An 18,116-nucleotide genomic window follows, 5' to 3' on the forward strand; every position below is an offset into this window, starting at 1 on the left:
GCCCTCTCACACATTTAAACAACAAACCATGTCGGAACGCAAACCGCTGATTCTGGTATCGAATGATGATGGCATTACGGCCCACGGCATTCGTACGCTGGTCGAACTGATGAAACAACTGGGAGAAGTCGTCGTTGTAGCCCCCAACAGCCCCCAGTCGGGCATGGGTCACGCCATCACGATCGCCTCGCCCCTGCGCCTGTATAAAACGGACATTTTTGATGATATTCCGGCCTACGAATGCTCCGGCACTCCGGCCGACTGCGTAAAGCTGGGAAAAAACCATGTGCTGGCCGACCGGAAACCGGACCTGGTGGTGAGCGGAATCAACCACGGCAGCAACACTTCCATCAGCGTGCTGTATTCGGGAACGATGTCGGCGGCCATCGAGGCGGCCATTGAGGGTATTCCGGCCATTGGCTTTTCACTCTGTGATTTTTCCCGGGAAGCCGATTTTTCCCATGTGCACGATCACGTGCTGAAAATCGCCTCCATGGTGCTGACGAACGGCCTGCCCAAAGGGGTGGCTCTGAACGTGAACTTTCCGGCCAAATCAGACGAACCGCTGCGCGAAATCCGCATCTGCCGCCAGGCCAACGCCAAATGGCAGGAGCAGTTTGATCACCGCCGGGACCCGCACGGCCGCGGCTACTTCTGGCTGGCCGGTAACTTCGTCAATTTTGACACGGGCAAGGACACCGATGAGTTTGCGCTGTCGGAGAACTGCACTTCGGTGGTGCCCTGCCAGTACGACCTGACCAGCTACGAAACGATCCGGCAAATGCAGACTTGGGACTTGAGCGGGGTGCCGCATCCGTTCGGAGAACAGGCCGTCGATCAATAAACCAAAGCTTCTGTAACACGTCACCAACAACTTGCAAACCAGATAATTATGGCAATATTAGGCAGTCTGCTAAAGCGGGGCATCAAGCTGACAAATGTCGTTCAGCGGAAAAAGCTGAATCCGGCCAAAATGCAGAAAAAGACCTTTTCCAAACTGGTTGCCAAAGCACGGTATACTGAAATAGGAAAGAAATACGGATTCGAGGAAGTGCTGAGCGCCGCCCTTTTCGAGGATGACAAATCCTATTACCGCCTTTTTTCGAAGAACGTCCCGATCTACGATTACAATAAAATTTACGAGGAGTGGTGGAACCGGACGCTGGAGGGCGAAAAGGACATTACCTGGCCGGGCCGGGTGAATTATTTTGCCCTTAGCTCCGGAACGTCGGAGGCCGCTTCGAAGTACATTCCCGTGACCAAGTCCATGTCGAAGGCCATTCAGAAGACGAGCATTCGACAGATTCTGACGCTGGGCCGCTACCCCAGCCTGCCTTCGACGGTCTACGAAAAAGGCTACCTGATGCTGGGCGGGAGTACCAACCTAACGTTCCGTGGCAACCACTTTGAAGGCGACCTCAGCGGCATCACGGCCAGCCAGATTCCATTCTGGTTTCAGCGGTTCTACAAGCCCGGCAAAGAAATCGCGCAGGAACGCGATTGGGCCGTTAAACTCGACGAAATCACCGAACAGGCGGCCCAGTGGGACATCGGTTTTGTGGTGGGCGTACCGGCCTGGATCCAGTTGCTGATGGAGAAAATCATCGCCCATTACAAAGTCAGAAACATCCACGAAATCTGGCCGAATCTGGAGGTTTTTTGCCACGGCGGTGTTTCTTTTGAACCTTATAAACAAGGCTTCGAAAAGCTGCTGGGGCGCCCGATTACCTACATCGAAACGTACCTGGCTTCGGAGGGATTCATTGCCTACCAGACCCATCCGAATGCCGACGGCATGCAGCTGGTGCTCGACAACGGCATTTTCTTCGAATTTATCCCGTTTACGGAGGAGAACTTCAGCGCCGACGGCGAACTGCTCGGCAAGCCCAAAACGCTGATGATTGACGAAGTAGAAGAAGGCCGGGACTATGCGCTGCTGCTGTCTACCTGCTCGGGCGCCTGGCGATACATGATCGGCGACACCATCCGCTTTACCTCAAAAGCGCACAGCGAAATCGTGATCACCGGCCGGACCAAGCATTTTCTCAGCCTTTGCGGGGAGCATCTGTCGGTGGACAACATGAACAAAGCCGTTGAACTGGCCTCGCATGAACTGGGCATCACCGTCCGGGAGTTTACGGTGGCCGGTATCAGGTATGACCCGCTTTTTGCGCACCACTGGTACGTCGGAACGGACGATCCGGTCGATCCCGAAACGCTTCGGCAGGTGATCGATCAGAAGCTGAAAGAACTCAACGACGATTATACCGTCGAACGCCGCCACGCGCTGCGGGATGTCTTCCTGACGGTTCTTCCCTCGTCCACGTTTTACAAATGGATGGAATCCAAGGGGAAAATGGGCGGGCAGCATAAATTTCCCCGCGTTCTGAAAAAGACCCTTATCAGCGACTGGGAGGTCTTCCTGGCCACCAAAGGCGTTCAGATCGAAGCCGACCGGAAAGTCAGAGCCGAGGGGTTGAATGATTGAATGTTGAATGAAAGAATGATTGATTGGCATCGCACATTCCAGCACTGCGGAGCAAATCAATCATTCTTTCATTCAATATTCAATCCTTAATCAGCGCCACCACGGGTTCCCACAGCCGGGACCAGGCGAGTTGCAGGGCGATGCCGATGAAAACGATGCCGGTTGTTTTGTTGAACCAGAAAGCGACCCGCGGCGTGAAGAATCGCTTGAGTTTGTGCGCGGACACAGCAATCGCCGATTCGGTCAGGAAGATGCTGAGGACGCTGGCCAGGAGAAAAACAACCCGCTCGTTGAGGCTGTAATGAAGTGATTTGTCCAGGTAGGCTGCCAGCGCTACCCAGGTGATGAAATTGATCGGATTTAAGCCGTTCAGCAGGAAACCGGTCGAGAAATAATAGACAAAATTGCCGAACCGCGTTTTGGGATAAGCAAGTCGCGGCGTTCCCCGGAAGAGGTTGGCCATGCCGATCGCCAGCAGAAAAACAACTCCAACGGCCGTCACGTAGTATTCAAAACCTTCTACTCTGGGCAGAAAAGCCGTTCCGAACAGGGCGCAGACAATCAACACCAGATCACAGACGATCACGCCCAGCGCGATTTTAACACCAGCCCGGTAGCCATTGTCGACACTATTCTGCAAAAGGGAAAAAAAGACCGTGCCGAAGGTCATACACAAGGGTATGCCGGTAGCCAGTCCGTAGAAAAAAGCTTCAACCATAGGTCAGAGTTGTTTCAGTCGCGCGACCATCAGAAGGGCACACACACTGAGCGCATCCGTTATTTGGCTCTTCATGACCATCTCCACCGCCTCGGTGAGCGGCACCCGCTTGATTTGCAGCTGCTCCGTTTCTTCGGGCGCGTGCTCTCCCTGTACGAGGTCTTCCGCAATGAAAAGGAACCCTTCCTCGTCGGTCGCGGAGTTGGAGGTGTGAATCCGTCCGATTTTTGTCCATTTTCCCGCCACCAGCCCGGTTTCTTCCTGCAATTCGCGTTTGGCAGACTCCAGAATATCCGTTCCCAGCGGCGAGCCGCCCTCCGGCACTTCCCACGAATACTCTTCCAGCGGGTAGCGGTACTGCCCAACCAGATACGTATAGCCTGCTTCGTCAATGGGAACGACCACCACGGCTTTGTTGCGGAAGCTGACAACGCCGTAAATCCCGGGCGTGCCGGACGGCGTTACTACCTCTTCATGCCTGATCTGAAGCCAGTTATTCGAGTAAACAACGTTGCTGGTTAGCGTTTTCCAGGGGTTTTCGGTTGGATTCATGGCCGTAAAGGTACGGAGAAATCCTGTATGGTTTTGTACCTTTGCGGGCTTCAACAACAATCCCCTTCCTCCGGTATGAATTCCGTCCAGCGGACAAAATATAAGTGGATGAGCATCTCCCTCAGCCTGAGCCTGGTGCTGATGCTCCTAAAATTTACGGCCTGGTGGCTGACCGGCTCTACCGCCATCCTGACGGATGCCCTCGAATCGATCATCAACGTCGTTGCCAGCGGGTTTGCGCTCTACAGCATTTATCTGGCGGGCCAGCCGCGCGACCGCAACCATCCGTACGGGCACGGGAAGATTGAGTTTTTCTCTTCCGGCTTCGAAGGTGCCCTGATTCTTTCGGCCGGCATTTTTATTGGTATTCAGGCGGTTCGTTCTTACTTCGCCCCGCACCCGATCCAAAACCTGGACTCGGGACTCTGGCTGATTGCCATCACCACGGCGGCCAATGCACTGGTGGGCTGGCTGTTGGTGCGAAACGGTCGGCTCACCAATTCCATTACGCTGATCGCTGACGGCCGCCACCTCCTCACCGACAGCCTCAGCAGCTTGTTCGTTGTTCTGGGGATCGGTGCGATCATGTTGACCGGCCAGCTCTGGATCGACAGCGCCCTGTCGCTTCTGCTGTCGCTCATCATTACGTTTAACGGCTTTACGCTCATCCGCGCGTCGGTGGCCGGACTGATGGACGAAACGGATCTGGACCTCCTGCAGCGGATCATTTCCATTCTGAACCAGCATAAGCACCCCGACTGGATCGATGTCCATAACCTTCGCGTACAGCGCTACGGAGCCGATCTGCACATCGACTGTCACCTGACCATGCCGTATTACTGGGATTTAACGCGGGTTCATACCGAAGTTCAGCACTTCGAAGCGGTGATGAAACGGGAGAGCGACGGGGAGGTGGAAATTTTCGTCCATGCCGATCCGTGCCTTCAGGACTGCTGTCATTACTGCCATGTCGCCGACTGCCCGGTTCGGGGTCATGCCTTTGTTCGTGATATTCAATGGACTGTAGCCAACATTTCCAGCAATCAGAAGCATTTCGAGTCTGCATCGCACTATGTAACCGAAAAGAAATCAGAATAAATTATCAAATTCTCTTGACATAGGTAGATTAATTTGTAATTTACGGTGAAATTTTAGTGTTTCCCTTAGAGAGATACTTAATTCAGGTTGTATTCATAACCAGAAAGGCTGTCCGCATCATTCGGGCGGCCTTTTTCTTTTGGAGTAGCCGGGATTCTGAATATCTGCTATTTTTACGCGAAAAGAAGCCATTTACACCCCATAACCTATTTACTATGCAAAACCGCCGTTCTTTCCTCAAACAGTTCGGAGCTTTGTCCGTCGCGGCTCTTACCTTCCCCCCGCTCGCGGAGGCAGCCGCCAAAAAATCGTTCTTCGAAATCTCCCTCGCGGAATGGTCGCTTCATAAAGCACTGTTTGACAAGAAGATAACCAACCTTGATTTTCCGGGTCTGGCCAAAAAAGAATTTGGAATCGAGATTGTCGAGTACGTCAACCAGTTTTTCAAGGACAAGGCCCAGGATTCGGCTTACCTCAAGGAACTGATGATGCGCTGCAAAGACAATGGGGTACGCAACCACCTGATTATGATCGACGGGGAAGGCGGCCTGGCCGAAACAGACGCCGGTACGCGGAACCAGGCGGTCGAGAATCACAAAAAATGGGTGGAGTGCGCTAAAACACTGGGCTGCAAAACCATCCGGGTCAACTCGTTTGGCCGCGGAAGTCGGGAGGAGGTGGCCAAAGCGGCGGTCGAGGGACTGGGCAAGCTCGGCGAATTCGCCAAGCCTTTCGGTATCAATGTAATCGTCGAAAACCACGGTGGCTACTCTTCGGACGGACAGTGGCTGGTCGGCGTCATGAAGCAGGTCAATATGAAAAACGTCGGTACGCTGCCTGATTTCGGCAACTTCTGCATCAAACGCTCCGACGGCACCGAATGGGGCGGAAAGTGTGTCGAAGAGTACGACCGCTACAAAGGAGTAGCCGAGATGATGCCGTTTGCCAAAGGGGTCAGCGCCAAGGCCTATGACTTCGACGCCAGCGGAAACTGCCTGGATACGGACTACAACCGGATGCTCAAAATTGTGAAAGACAGTGGGTTCAAAGGCATCGTCGGCATCGAGTTCGAAGGCAGTAAGCTCGACGAATACGAAGGCATCAAAAAGACCAAAGCCCTGCTGGACCGGGTGGGACCGATGGTTTGATCGAATTAAAAGTTAAAAATTAAGAGGTAAAAGTAGGCTCCGCTAAGTCAGAAATCTGAATCAGCGGAGCCCTACTTTTACCTCTTAATTTTTAACTTTTCACTTCAATGTTCCCATTCCGCCGTCGACGCCGATGACCTGGCCGGTGATCCAGGTGGCCTGGTCGGAGAGCAGGAAGGCAGCCATGGCGGCGATGTCTTCCGGTTGCCCGACCCGACCGAGCGGATGGCGTTTATTGGCGGCATCCCGCCGTTCGCCTTCGAGCAAGTTGACGGCCAGCGGGGTATCGGTCAGGGACGGGGCCAGGGCATTGACCCGAATCTGGTAGGGAGCAAACTCGGACGCCAGCGATTTCGCCAGCCCCTCCACGGCGGATTTGGCAACCGAAACGGACGAATGCAGGCCCATGCCTACTTTGGCGGCTACTGTGCTAAACAGAACCACACTGGCATTTTTGGGCTTTTTGAGGGCAGTAAAGGCCGCTTTGATCGCGTCAACCGCCCCCAGTACATTGATTTGGAGGTCAGTCTGATAATCATCCGGCTGCAAACGCTGAAACGGCTTCAGATTGATGGTGCCCGGACAGTACACCAGGCCATGCAGCGTGTCCGGCAGCGTGGCGAACGTGTCCCCTGCCGGCTGGCTGACATCCCAGGTAAAATGCTGCGACTGAACGCCTTCCGGCTGACGGCGACCGGCCGTGATGAGGGTCGCGCCCTGTTCCTGCAGGTGTAAAGCGAGCGCATGGCCGATACCCGAACTGGCGCCGATGATCAGAATGGTTTTTCCGGAAAATAGGGTCATAAAAAAACAAAGAATAATGGAGTTGGAGGCGTCCCTCCCACTCATTAATCTTTGTTCATTAAAAATGTTTTGCCAAATCCTGTTAAACTGCCGGTGATGGCGTGCTGATGTGCTTAAGGAACTCGCTCCGAACGGATTCTTCAGCGAATTTTCCGCTGTAATGTACCGTAACGGTTGAGCTGGCAATGTCGTTGACACCGCGGGTAGACACGCACAGGTGACGCGCGTCGATGACGACCGCCACGTCCTCGGTCTGCAAAACCTCTTTCAGTTCGGCCGCAATCTGCATCGTCAAACGCTCCTGCACCTGCGGACGCTTGGCGTAGTACTGCACAATCCGGTTCAGCTTCGACAGCCCGATTACTTTCCCGCTCGATATATAGGCCACGTGGGCTTTCCCGATGATGGGGACAAAATGGTGTTCGCAGGTGGAATGCACCGTAATGTCTTTTTCCACCAGCATCTGGTTGTACTGATACCGGTTTTCGAACAGGGTTGCGCTGGGTTTGTTGGCCGGGTTAAGGCCTTTGAACGTTTCCTGAACGTACATTTTAGCCACCCGCCGGGGTGTGCCGGACAGGCTGTCGTCGGTCAGGTCCAGTCCCAGAATATTCATGATTTCCCGGAAGTGCTTTTCGATGAGTTCGATTTTCAAATCGTCGTCCAGGGCAAAGGCGTCTTCCCGCAGGGGCGTTTCATACGAAGTACCGACGTGTTCTTCGCCGATTTCTTCCAGGCTCAGGCCGTGGTGATGGCCGTTGTGGCCGTTTTTTCCGTTAGGCGGGGTATTCAACGAAGTTCCGTTCGGTTTCATAAAGACGAATTTTAAGGTCATAGGCGGCGTCGATGCGCTCGCGCAGTTTCTCGTATATCACCACCGCAATGTTTTCGGCGGTCGGGTTCAGGTTCTGAAACTCTTCGGTGTCCTGATTCAGATTTCGGTGGTCGAAACGATCGGTTACCTGCTCCCGAATAAGGTCGCTCAGGAGTTTCATGTCGTATACGTAACCCGTACCCGGATCAATTTCCCCGGTCACCTGAACAATCAGTTCATAGTTATGACCGTGAAAATTCGGATTATTGCATTTTCCAAAAACGCGTTGGTTTTCTTCATCGTTCCAGGCTGGATTGTGAAGACGATGCGCCGCGTTAAAGTGTTCCCTGCGGAACACCGCTACCCGTTTGCTTGTCATTGAACGTAGAAACCGTTTGGCTTCGGATTGGTGTAAAATTCAGCAACTCAACTGTCGTCAGAAAGGTTGTCTGCAACACAGCTTGAGCCGTCAGGCGGTAGGATTAGCCGGTAATTCGTCGCGCCTTCGGGTAAGTGTCACGCAAAGCTAACAGGCTGCCCGGGCAATTTGTTCAAAGTTTACACCAAAAAGTTAAACAAAACCGACAGCCTCATTTAATGAACAGATAGCCAGCCTTTTCTGTTCCCCAAATTTTTTGCCGGAAGCCAACGGCGTGAAAGATTGAAGACCAAAAATTTTTAAACTTTTTTAAAATCTATTTCTTTGCTACATATCTTTTCAAATTCATAAAATGACTCCAACTGCCCCCTCGACCCAAACCAGAAGCTTTCTGGGCCCTCTGCTCATCATTGGCGCCCTGTTTTTTATTTTTGGATTTGTTACCTGGGTCAACAGCGTGTTGATTGCCTTCTTCAAGCAGGCGTTCAATCTGAGCACCTTCGGCTCGAATCTGGTGGCCTTCGCCTTTTTCATTTCCTACACCCTGATGGCCATTCCATCCTCCCAGGTGCTCAAAAAGACCGGTTTCAAGAATGGCATGTCGGTGGGACTGCTGGTGATGGCCGTTGGGACCCTGATTTTTGTGCCCGCCGCCAACGCCGTTTCCTATCCGCTGTTTCTGGTCGGCCTCTTCCTGATCGGCATCGGCCTGACGGTGCTGCAAACCGCCTCCAACCCGTACGTGACCATTCTGGGGCCGCGGGAAAGCGCAGCGCAGCGGATCAGCTTCATGGGCATTGCCAACAAAATGGCGGGCATCATCAGTCAGTATATCTTTGGGGGCCTGCTGCTGACCGGCGCCAACGTCGTTTCGGGAGCCGCCAGCCTGCAAAAGGTAGTTACGCCCTACCTGATTCTGACCGGCGTGCTGGTGGTGCTGGCTCTGCTGATTCGTTTTTCAAGCCTGCCCGAAGTTTCCGAAGAGCAGGATGATCTCCCGGCGTCCGAAGCGACCCAGCACAGCAGTGTATGGGCTTATCCGAATCTGGTCCTCGGGGTGCTGGCCCTGTTCTGCTACGTCGGCGTGGAAGTCATTGCGGGCGATACCATCATCAACTACGGCAAGGCGCTGGGCTTCAACAACGACGAGGCCAAATACTTTACGACCTACACGCTTTACGGCCTGCTGGCGGGCTATGTGGCCGGGATCATCCTGATTCCGAAAGTAATCTCGCAGCAAACGGCTCTCCGTTTCGGCGCGATCTGGGGACTGGTGCTGACGACCGCCGCCCTGCTCACCGATGGATTCTCTTCCGTACTGAGCATCGCGCTGATGGGCTTCGGCCTCGCCCCCATCTGGCCCGCGGTATGGCCTCTGGCGCTTAACCGGCTCGGACGGTTTACCAAAATCGGCTCGGCTCTGCTGATTATGGGAATTTCGGGCGGAGCCCTGCTGCCGCTGCTGCACGGCTACCTGACCGACGAAGTAAGTCCGAAGATAGCTTACGCCATGCTCCTGCCGCTGTTTGGCTTTATTCTTTACTACGCCGTTTCGGGTTACAAGAAAACCCGCTGGTAATTTTACGGCACGCGAAGCCTAGAAACCCGGCCTCGCGTGCTTTCTTCTTTTATGAACGCTCTGACCGCTTCCACGCCCGGCCGAATCTGCCTTTTCGGCGAGCACCTTGATTACCTCGGCCTGCCCGTCATTGCCGCCGCCATTTCCCGGCGCGTTTCCATCACGGGCACCCGCCGCGCCGACCGGCACACAATCATCGAACTGCCCGACATCCGCAGCCGCGTTGAGTTCGATTTTACGGACGAGCCGCTGGCCTACGGGCAGGAACGCGACTATTTCCGGTCGGCCTACAACGTGTTGCTGAAACACGACTTCACCTTTTCAAAAGGCGTGGAAGGCACCGTGCGGGGCAATATTCCGCTGAATTCGGGCACCTCCAGTTCCACGGCCCTCGTTACGTCCTGGATTCATTTTCTGGTTCAAATGAGCGACCGGCCCCGGCCTTTGAGTCGGCGCCGGGTGGCCGAACTGGCCCATGAGGCCGAGGTGCAGGAATTTGGCGAACCGGGCGGAACGATGGACCATTATGCCACGGCCCTGGGCAATGTCATTTATCTGGAGACGGAGCCTGCGGTTCGCATCGAGGAACTTCGTCCCAAACTCGGGGCCTTCGTCCTGGGAGATTCGCAGGAGCCGAAAGACACCATCGGGATTCTCCGCCGCGTCCGAAACGGGGTTCAGGAAATCGTCAGAAAGGTTCAGGAGCTGAATCCGGACTTTTCCCTGCACCTGACCGACACCCTTGAACTGGATAATTTCAGCCGAATGTTGTCCGAAGACGAGTTCCGGCTGCTGTCGGGGACCGTCGCCAACCGGGATTTGCTGCGGGAAGCCCGGCAGGTGCTGGAAGCCGCCGACCTTAACCATGTCCGGCTGGGCGAACTGCTGACCCAGCATCAGAACGTGTTGCGAACTGCCCAGCAGATTTCAACGCCCAAAATCGACCGGATGATTGACGCTGCGCTGGGGGCCGGGGCACTGGGGGCCAAAATTAACGGTTCGGGCGGCGGGGGCTGCATGTTTGCCTATGCGCCCGGTCATGCCGCCAGTGTGGCCGAGGCCATTGAGCGGGAAGGCGGACTGGCCTACATCATCAACATTGACCAGGGAACGCTGGCCGAACCGACAGTCATCCCCTGACTTCGCCAATCGGACGACGGGTAGTGGAGTGTTGAAGCACGGAGCGCCGCTTCCGGGCTTTCTTTCCGGAGGACGCCGGGCATAATCGGCAATCGGGTGGGTAGCCGGAAACGTCTTGCCTATTTATTTCGTTACCTTTGCAGATAGTTTTGACGAAATCAAGCCTGTATGGACGTTCTCGCTCCGCAACCAACACTCACCACCAACCCGATTCTGTACTGCAACTCGCTGACCGAGTATTCACGTCGTAAAACCGTTTCGGTGACCATCGGCGACCTTCCTATGGGATCGGACTTCCCGATTCGCGTGCAATCCATGACTACCGTCGATACGATGGACACGCTGGGATCGGTCGAACAGTGCATTCGGATGATTGAAGCAGGCTGCGAATACATCCGCATCACGGCCCCGAGCGTCAAGGAAGCCCAGAATCTGGACAATATCCGGAAAGAACTGCGGCTGCGCGGCTACAAAACGCCGCTGATCGCCGACATTCACTTCACGCCCAATGCCGCCGAACTGGCCGCCCGGATCGTGGAGAAAGTACGGATCAACCCCGGCAATTACGCCGACCGCAAACGGTTTGAGTTTATCGACTATACCGACGCCTCCTACGCCGCCGAACTGGAACGCATCCGCGAAAAATTCCTGCCGCTGGTCCGGATCTGTAAGGAATACGGCACGGCCATGCGCATCGGGACCAACCACGGCTCGCTTTCTGACCGGATTCTGAGTCGCTACGGCGATACGCCCGTCGGGATGGTGGAATCGGCCCTTGAATTTCTCCGCATCTGCGAGGACGAAAACTACTACAACATTGTCCTTTCCATGAAATCCAGCAACCCGCAGGTGATGGTGCAGGCGTATCGCCTGCTGGTTCAGCGACTGGAAGAGGAAAAGCTGAAACCGTATCCCCTACACCTCGGCGTGACTGAAGCCGGAGAGGCCGAGGACGGACGCATCAAATCCGCCGTGGGCATTGGCACCCTGCTGGAAGATGGACTTGGCGACACGGTTCGGGTGTCGCTGACGGAAGATCCCGAATTTGAGGCCCCGGTGGCCCGCGCGCTGATCGAGCGGTACACCCAGCGGGCGGCCGGCAGCCAGCCCATTCCCGAAATCAGGAATTATCCGATCAATCCGTTCGTCTATACCCGCCGGGCCAGCCACGAAGCCGGTAATCTGGGGGGCAGCAACGTTCCCCGCGTCATTGCCGACTTTAGCCAAACGCCCGTTGAGAAACACGAAGACCTCCGTCCGGTCGGCCACTTTTACCTGCCCCTGCCGGATAAATGGCGAATGAACGACCTGGGCGTCGATTTCATCTATACCGGTTCCCGGCCCGCGGCATTCATGCTGCCGAATGGACTGAAAGAAATTCTGGATTATGCCGTCTGGCGTACGCTCGACGATAAAAAAAGCAAATATCCCCTACTGACGGCCGACGAGCTGCGGCAGGCCGATACGCTGGACAGCACCCTCAACTTTGTCCGGTACGAAGCGCCGACCCTGCCGGACGAACTGGCCGAAGTCCTCCGGGCGAACCCCTCGGTGGTGCTGCTGGCCGAAACGGCCAACGCGCACGGCATGCCCGCCCTTCGCCGCCTGTTTGTGGACCTGCTCGGTCGCGGCCTCACCAACCCGGTCGTGATACGGCGTACGTACGGCGACATTCCCCGGGCGGACCTGCCGCTATTTGCCGCCACGGATGCCGGTGGACTGCTCATCGACGGACTTGGCGACGGAATTATGCTCGCCGAAACGGCCCAACCGGACGAAGCGGCGTTGAAAAGCCTGAACGACCTGTCTTTTGGTATTCTGCAGGCCGCCCGCACGCGCATCACCAAAACGGAATACATTTCCTGCCCCTCCTGCGGCCGGACCCTGTTCGACCTCCAGGAAACCACCGCGATGATCCGGAAGCGGACCGATCATTTGAAAGGCGTCAAAATTGGCATTATGGGCTGTATCGTCAACGGGCCGGGCGAGATGGCCGATGCCGATTACGGGTACGTGGGAATCGGCAAAGACAAGATTGCGCTTTACCGGGGCCAACAGGTCATCAAGAAGTCCGTCACGGCCGACCGGGCAGTTGATGAACTCATCGAACTCATCCGGGAAGACGGTCGCTGGCTGGAACCGGAAAGCCCCGGCGCGGAAGGCTAACCGAAAGCCGAAAGTTTTTTGGAAAACTTAAAACTTTTGGCTTTCTCAATTTATTACACCTCCAACCCCCTAACGATTTTCCTTCTATGTCACGAATTGGTCAATATTTCAAGATAGGCGACGTGTTCCGGTATTTCATCCGGGTTTTTCAGAAACCCGATCCGAACGCCCCCACCAACATCAACCTCCGGACGATGCACATTATCAACCGGATTTCTATTCTGATGTTTCTGTTCTGTATCCTGGTGATGCTGTACCGGGCCTTCATCCGATGAATGTAGAAGAACTGCGGCTGTATTGCCTGGCCAAGCCCGGGGTGACGGAAAGCCTGCCTTTTGGGGAGGACACCCTTGTTTTCAAAGTAGGCGGGAAAATCTTTGCCCTGACCGGTCTGGACGCCAACCCGCCCTCCATCAACCTGAAATGCAATCCGGAACGGGCCGTTGAGCTTCGTGAGCAGTTTGAAGCGGTGCGGCCCGGTTACCACATGAACAAGACCCACTGGAACACCGTCATCGTCGATGGATCGATCCGGCAGGCCGATTTGCGGGAGTGGATTGATCACTCGTATGAACTTGTCCGGCAAAGTCTGCCGAAATCGGTTCGGGTTACGCTGGAAAATGAGTGAGTGTTTTGACTCTGTGCGCTGATTTTGGTATTTTCGTTGACTCCTGAGAACCGACCTGAGTTATGGAAGTAGCGCTCCTTTGTTTGTTATTTATTCCTTATCTGGTCATCCGGTATTACTTTATCGACCATGATACACCGGCAGAGAAAGATCTGGCCCGGTTTGCCAAAGGGATTCGGCTGATCAAGAGCCGTCAGTACGACGACGCGCTTTTGTATTTCGACAAGGCCGTCAAAGAGAATCCCAAGTCAGCCATTGCCCTCGCCATGCGCGGCAAATGCCACCTCATGCAGGACAATCCGTATTCGGCGTTGTACGACATTACGCAGGCCCTGGCCCTGGATAATACGTTCGCCGAAAGCTATCTCGACCGGGGCATGGCCTTCTATACCCTGGGCCACTACCAGGAATCGTTTCTGGAATTTGATAAAGGCGTCTGGTTTACCCGCGGGCAGGACCCCAATGCCTACCGGTGGCGCGCCTTGTCCCGCATTCAGTTGCAGCAGATCCAGCAGGCCGAAAATGATCTGCGGCGGGCCGTCAATCTGGGGGACGAAAACTCGGTTTACCTGCTCAGACAACCTCCTTTCACCCGGGCCGTTCCTTCCCGGTGAACAAAAAATCCCCGGTTGGCCAACCGGGGATTTTTTATTGTAGTTGCGAAATCTGTTCCGTGTTTCGGCGGGTGTCCAGCTTCGCGGACTTCGCCGTTTCGAGCGCTTTCTGAGCCGCCTTCAGACCGTCCGCTTTCCGTCCGGCCCGGCGGTAAGCTTCGGCCAGTTCGAAATACAGCTCCGCCTGGTCTTTCGGACTGGTGGCCTGCGAGATAGCCTTGTTGGCCCACTTCGTGACCGTCGGGACATCGCTGGCGTCGGTGCTTTTTCCGTTAAACAGGCGAATGACGTACAGGTATTCGGGCACCGAAAAATTGTTCTGGGTAGCGTGGGCATCCATCCGCTGAACGGCTTTAGCCGTTTGCCCGGCCCGGAAATAGGCGTTTACCTCAGGCAGCAACGTCCGGTTGCTCGCCACCTGCGGACTGATGCCGATCTGCACGAGCTGCTCCCGGATTTTCTGGATTTTGGGGGCCGGGTACTGGTTGCCGCGGCTGCTGTAGAGCGAACTCATCAGGATATTCTCGGCGGTTTGCCTGACCAGATCGGCCCCGTATTTGGGCGCGTATTGACCCAGGTTACCAGCCATATACTGAAATAGCGGGTTGTCCACGTCCATAATCAGTTTCTGCAGCACCAGCCAGTTTGTCTGATTGGCGTACGAGTTGGCCGGAACCTGGCGGACATACTCGTTCATGAGCCGGATGTTGGTCGCCGTATCCGACGTCACGCGGGCATACATCCCGTAATCGATCAGAAAGTTGGCGGACCGTTCGCCGCTGTTATACCGCTGCTGGTACCCGGCGGCGCGGGCGGTCGGCGTAAGGGCATTCATGCCGTGACGGATGACTTCGTCCGCCGCATTGTTGCTCATGGCCATGTGCACCAGATCGCCCTGCGGGCTGAAATACAGAAAAAGCGGCAGGGACGGCACAAAGAGCCGGCTTTTTTTCAGGAAATTCTGCGTTTCGGGCTTCGTCACGTCAAACTTTACCGACACGAATTTCTCGTTGTAGTATTTCCCAACCCGGCTGTCGTTGAAGGTCGGAATAAAGCTCTGGCAAACGTGGCAGGTGGGGGAATAGATTTCGACAAACAGGGGTTTGCGCGCTTTTCGGGCCGCATCGAAGGCCGCAGCGACCGTGGCCGGCCGGAACTGAATGCCTCCTTTCTGCGCAAGAGCCGGAGCAAACATCAAAAACCAGAGCAGGGTTACGGCGGCAAGTCTTCTCATAAAATGGGCTTATTGAGGAAAAAAGAACAGGTTTATCGGGTATAGATGCCCTATACCCGATAAACCTTAAATCACACTCAATTATTATTTCTGTTGCTGAGCTTTGTATTCGTCTTCGACCCGTTTGCTCATCGTGCGGCACACATTGTCGATTTCGTCGGCCATTTGCTGGTCGCCGGTGGCCGTTACAATGGTGTCGGCGAGGCTGCCGATTACTTCGATCAGGAAGCGTTTCATATCCGTCACTTCCATTTCCTTCGTCCACAGGTTGAGCCGGAGGGTACTCCGGTGGTAGTGGTCCCAGATGGCTACGGCGATGGCCTTTGTATCGCTCAGTCCTTCGTTGGGGTTATCCGTGGCATTCCAGTAAATTTTCTCCGGAATGTTCTGATTGTCCAGTTCGACGGTAAAATGAATGTCTGATTTTTTCATAGCCGCAAAAGTACGAAGGAAGAGGCAAAGTGACTACGGGACGAACGGAAAAGGAACGAAGTGGCCGGGTGACGAAGCGTGGCAGAAAAGCCTGTCCCGTCAACCGGCCACCCGGCCTTAACTGCCAAACACCCGCCGCAGCAGATCGTTCACGCGGGCGGCCGGGTTCTTGCGAATCTCCCGCTCTTCCTGCTCAATGAGGGTAAACATGCCGTCCACGGCCCTGGTGGTGGCGTAACGGGTGATGTCCGGGTCCGCTTTTTTGGCGACGAACGGGAGCCGGTTGTAGGTGTTGACGATGTCGGCGTAATGCTGCGAGGCATTGTTCTTTTTAAGCGCTTTTTCGATCACCGGCGTAAAGGCGGTCACCAGCTGGCTGGTGGTGGTGCGTTTCAGGTATTGCGTAGCCGCGTTGGGCTCTCCGCGAAGAATCCCGACCGCATCCTGAATGGTCATCTGCGTCAGCGCGGTCAGAAAGATGGGCTTAGCTTCCTTGGCCGCGTCCTCTGCCGAACGGTTCAGTTCCATGATAAAACTGTCCACCTGCTTTCCCAGGCCCACCTGGCGCAGTCGTTTCTCCACCTGCTGGGCCTCCGGCGGCATGATGATCTTGATCAGCGGGTTCTTGTAATATCCGTCCACGGCCGAGGCCTTATCGGCCCCTTTGTTGATCCCGATCCGCAGCGCTTCCTTCAGGCCGCTGGCAATTTCGCTGCTGGTCACCCCGCCCGACGACGTGCTTTTGGTGACCTGTTCGAGAATCCGTCCAAAGCCGGTTTGCCGACGGGGCTGCGCCGTGTCGGTCTGGCCAAATGCTGCAAAAGAGGCCGCCGTCAGCAGGGCAACCAGGAATCCGTTTCTTTTCATTTCTTCTTGTTCTCTAACTAGTGAATCCGGTCAGGACACCTCCAAAATCGTTTTTTTACGTACTTTTGAGCCATATCCTGTTCATACGTAACCGACTAAATACCGGCCGCGTTTGCCAATTAGACGCAAAAAACAGGCAAAAGTAAAGTCAATCCCGGCCGCAGTCCCGTAAAATTTTCATGAAAACCATAACGGCAGAAGTTATTACAATTGGTGACGAAATTCTGTTTGGTCAGATTACCGACACCAACACCCAGTGGATCAGCGCCGAACTGACTAAAATCGGAATCCGGACCGTTCGGAAATCCTCGGTCGGCGACACCCGGGAGGCCATTCTGGAAATTTTACAGGAATCCACCGAACGGGTCGATGTCGTGATCCTGACCGGCGGCCTGGGCCCCACCAAGGACGACATCACCAAACAAACGCTCTGTCAGTTTTTCGGCACCGAACTGGCCCTCAACGAGGACGCCCTGGCTTTCGTGACGGACTTCTTCGCCCGCCGGGGCCGCGCGATGACGGACCTGAACCGGATGCAGGCCGCCCTGCCTACCAACGCCACCTATGTTCCTAACGACTGGGGCACGGCGCCCGGTATGTGGTTCGAGGAAAACAACACCGTTTACGTTTCCCTGCCCGGGGTGCCGTTTGAAATGAAAAACCTGATGGAACACCGCGTGATTCCCCTGCTGAAAAAGCATTTTGAAACGCCGGAAATCTATCACCGCATCATCCGGACGGCGGGCATCGGCGAATCGTTTCTTGCCGAGACGATCGCCGACTGGGAGGACGCCCTTCCCCCCCACATCCGCCTGGCCTACCTGCCCAGTTTCGGACAGGTGAAACTTCGCCTGACGGCTACCGGTGCCGACCGGACGGCACTCCAGGCCGAGGTAGCCGAGCAGGAACGCCGGGTCTTACCGCTGATTGAACCGTATGTTTATGGCTTCGACGACGACGAACTGGAAACCGTCATCGGGCGGCTGCTGGTCGAAAAAGGCTGGTCCCTGGCTACCGCCGAAAGCTGCACGGGCGGCTACGTAGCGAGCCGGATTACGAGCATTCCGGGGTCGTCGGCTTATTATTGGGGAAGCGTGGTCAGTTACAGCAACGAGGTAAAAATCCGGCAGTTGGGCGTTCGTCCGGAGACGCTGGCCGCCCACGGAGCCGTCAGCGAACAGACCGTTCGGGAGATGGCCGAAGGCGTTCGGCAGGTGCTGGGCACTGAGGTGGGCATCTCCACCAGCGGCATCGCCGGACCCGACGGCGGCACCCCGGACAAGCCCGTCGGCACCATCTGGATTGCCGTTTCAACGGCGCAGAAAACGGTTACCCGCCTGCTCCGGCTGGGTCAGTTCCGCGAATGGAACATCCAGCACACCAACGTCCAGGTGCTCAATCTGCTGCGACAGACTTTGATGGAATAACCTACTTCACAACAAACCATACGAGACG

At 55.4% G+C, this 18,116-nt stretch carries 19 protein-coding genes; 11 read left to right on the forward strand and 8 right to left on the reverse strand.

Annotated elements, in window-relative coordinates; translation table 11 throughout:
• Positions 1–28: 28 nt before the first annotated feature.
• Together surE and ORG26_RS22940 are read left to right on the forward strand one after the other, a co-directional pair.
• Positions 29–844 (forward strand): 5'/3'-nucleotidase SurE, encoded by an 816-nt coding sequence (gene surE, locus ORG26_RS22935; RefSeq protein WP_266365984.1) that lies wholly within the window; start codon positions 29–31, stop codon positions 842–844.
• 48 nt (positions 845–892) lie between these two features.
• The gene (locus ORG26_RS22940) at positions 893–2,488 is read left to right on the forward strand and encodes a GH3 family acyl-acid amido synthetase (RefSeq protein ID WP_266365985.1); all 1,596 of its coding nucleotides are present in this window, start codon (positions 893–895) and stop codon (positions 2,486–2,488) included.
• 79 nt (positions 2,489–2,567) lie between these two features.
• Here ORG26_RS22940 and ORG26_RS22945 read toward each other — a convergent pair whose 3' ends face one another.
• On the reverse strand, positions 2,568–3,206 hold the full coding sequence (locus ORG26_RS22945) for a LysE family translocator (RefSeq protein ID WP_266365986.1): 639 nt from the start codon (positions 3,204–3,206) through the stop codon (positions 2,568–2,570).
• Between the two features lie 3 nt (positions 3,207–3,209).
• Entirely contained in the window at positions 3,210–3,758 is a 549-nt protein-coding gene (locus tag ORG26_RS22950) for an NUDIX domain-containing protein (RefSeq protein WP_266365987.1), read from the reverse strand.
• A gap of 75 nt (positions 3,759–3,833) precedes the next feature.
• Here ORG26_RS22950 and ORG26_RS22955 point away from each other — a divergent pair, with 75 nt between their 5' ends.
• Together ORG26_RS22955 and ORG26_RS22960 are read left to right on the forward strand one after the other, a co-directional pair.
• Positions 3,834–4,856 carry a cation diffusion facilitator family transporter gene (locus tag ORG26_RS22955; protein ID WP_266365988.1) on the forward strand — a complete coding sequence of 341 codons (1,023 nt, stop codon included), beginning with the start codon at positions 3,834–3,836 and terminating at the stop codon, positions 4,854–4,856.
• Between the two features lie 215 nt (positions 4,857–5,071).
• On the forward strand, positions 5,072–6,004 hold the full coding sequence (locus ORG26_RS22960) for a sugar phosphate isomerase/epimerase family protein (protein ID WP_266365989.1): 933 nt from the start codon (positions 5,072–5,074) through the stop codon (positions 6,002–6,004).
• Between the two features lie 99 nt (positions 6,005–6,103).
• Here ORG26_RS22960 and ORG26_RS22965 read toward each other — a convergent pair whose 3' ends face one another.
• The 3 genes from ORG26_RS22965 to ORG26_RS22975 all read right to left on the reverse strand — a co-directional run bounded on the left by ORG26_RS22965 (position 6,104) and on the right by ORG26_RS22975 (position 8,001).
• Positions 6,104–6,808, reverse strand: coding sequence for an SDR family NAD(P)-dependent oxidoreductase (locus ORG26_RS22965; protein WP_266365990.1), 705 nt, complete (start codon positions 6,806–6,808; stop codon positions 6,104–6,106).
• Between the two features lie 82 nt (positions 6,809–6,890).
• Positions 6,891–7,622, reverse strand: a complete 732-nt coding sequence (folE, locus tag ORG26_RS22970) for a GTP cyclohydrolase I FolE (protein ID WP_266365991.1) — start codon at positions 7,620–7,622, stop codon at positions 6,891–6,893.
• Positions 7,585–8,001 carry a 6-pyruvoyl trahydropterin synthase family protein gene (locus ORG26_RS22975; protein WP_266365992.1) on the reverse strand — a complete coding sequence of 139 codons (417 nt, stop codon included), beginning with the start codon at positions 7,999–8,001 and terminating at the stop codon, positions 7,585–7,587. The genes folE and ORG26_RS22975 overlap by 38 nt, the downstream gene beginning before the upstream one ends.
• Positions 8,002–8,353: 352 nt before the next feature.
• On the opposite strand from ORG26_RS22975, the gene ORG26_RS22980 reads away from it, so the two are divergent.
• From ORG26_RS22980 to ORG26_RS23005, 6 genes are all read left to right on the forward strand, one after another.
• Complete coding sequence (locus ORG26_RS22980; RefSeq protein ID WP_266365993.1) at positions 8,354–9,580, forward strand: sugar MFS transporter; 1,227 nt, start codon at positions 8,354–8,356, stop codon at positions 9,578–9,580.
• Between the two features lie 51 nt (positions 9,581–9,631).
• Positions 9,632–10,720 carry a mevalonate kinase family protein gene (locus ORG26_RS22985; RefSeq protein WP_266365994.1) on the forward strand — a complete coding sequence of 363 codons (1,089 nt, stop codon included), beginning with the start codon at positions 9,632–9,634 and terminating at the stop codon, positions 10,718–10,720.
• Between the two features lie 168 nt (positions 10,721–10,888).
• Positions 10,889–12,886 (forward strand): (E)-4-hydroxy-3-methylbut-2-enyl-diphosphate synthase, encoded by a 1,998-nt coding sequence (gene ispG, locus ORG26_RS22990; RefSeq protein ID WP_266365995.1) that lies wholly within the window; start codon positions 10,889–10,891, stop codon positions 12,884–12,886.
• A gap of 86 nt (positions 12,887–12,972) precedes the next feature.
• Positions 12,973–13,161, forward strand: coding sequence for a DUF6728 family protein (locus ORG26_RS22995; protein WP_266365996.1), 189 nt, complete (start codon positions 12,973–12,975; stop codon positions 13,159–13,161).
• Positions 13,158–13,514 carry an MmcQ/YjbR family DNA-binding protein gene (locus tag ORG26_RS23000; RefSeq protein WP_266365997.1) on the forward strand — a complete coding sequence of 119 codons (357 nt, stop codon included), beginning with the start codon at positions 13,158–13,160 and terminating at the stop codon, positions 13,512–13,514. Before ORG26_RS22995 ends, ORG26_RS23000 begins: the two co-directional genes overlap by 4 nt.
• 62 nt (positions 13,515–13,576) lie before the next feature.
• Positions 13,577–14,128: a tetratricopeptide repeat protein gene (locus ORG26_RS23005; RefSeq protein ID WP_266365998.1), complete on the forward strand. Its 552-nt coding sequence runs from the start codon at positions 13,577–13,579 to the stop codon at positions 14,126–14,128.
• Between the two features lie 34 nt (positions 14,129–14,162).
• Here ORG26_RS23005 and ORG26_RS23010 read toward each other — a convergent pair whose 3' ends face one another.
• The 3 genes from ORG26_RS23010 to ORG26_RS23020 all read right to left on the reverse strand — a co-directional run bounded on the left by ORG26_RS23010 (position 14,163) and on the right by ORG26_RS23020 (position 16,661).
• Positions 14,163–15,362 (reverse strand): thioredoxin family protein, encoded by a 1,200-nt coding sequence (locus ORG26_RS23010; protein ID WP_266365999.1) that lies wholly within the window; start codon positions 15,360–15,362, stop codon positions 14,163–14,165.
• Positions 15,363–15,446: 84 nt separating this feature from the next.
• A complete protein-coding gene (gene gldC, locus ORG26_RS23015) occupies positions 15,447–15,794 on the reverse strand; it encodes a gliding motility protein GldC (RefSeq protein ID WP_266366000.1) in 348 nt (115 codons plus the stop codon).
• Between the two features lie 117 nt (positions 15,795–15,911).
• The gene (locus ORG26_RS23020) at positions 15,912–16,661 is read right to left on the reverse strand and encodes a DUF4197 domain-containing protein (protein WP_266366001.1); all 750 of its coding nucleotides are present in this window, start codon (positions 16,659–16,661) and stop codon (positions 15,912–15,914) included.
• A 179-nt stretch (positions 16,662–16,840) separates the two neighbouring features.
• On the opposite strand from ORG26_RS23020, the gene ORG26_RS23025 reads away from it, so the two are divergent.
• A complete protein-coding gene (locus ORG26_RS23025) occupies positions 16,841–18,088 on the forward strand; it encodes a competence/damage-inducible protein A (protein WP_266366002.1) in 1,248 nt (415 codons plus the stop codon).
• The last annotated feature ends 28 nt before the right edge of the window (positions 18,089–18,116 follow it).

This window comes from Tellurirhabdus rosea (assembly GCF_026278345.1).
GTDB classification, from domain to species: Bacteria; Bacteroidota; Bacteroidia; order Cytophagales; family Spirosomataceae; genus Tellurirhabdus; species Tellurirhabdus rosea.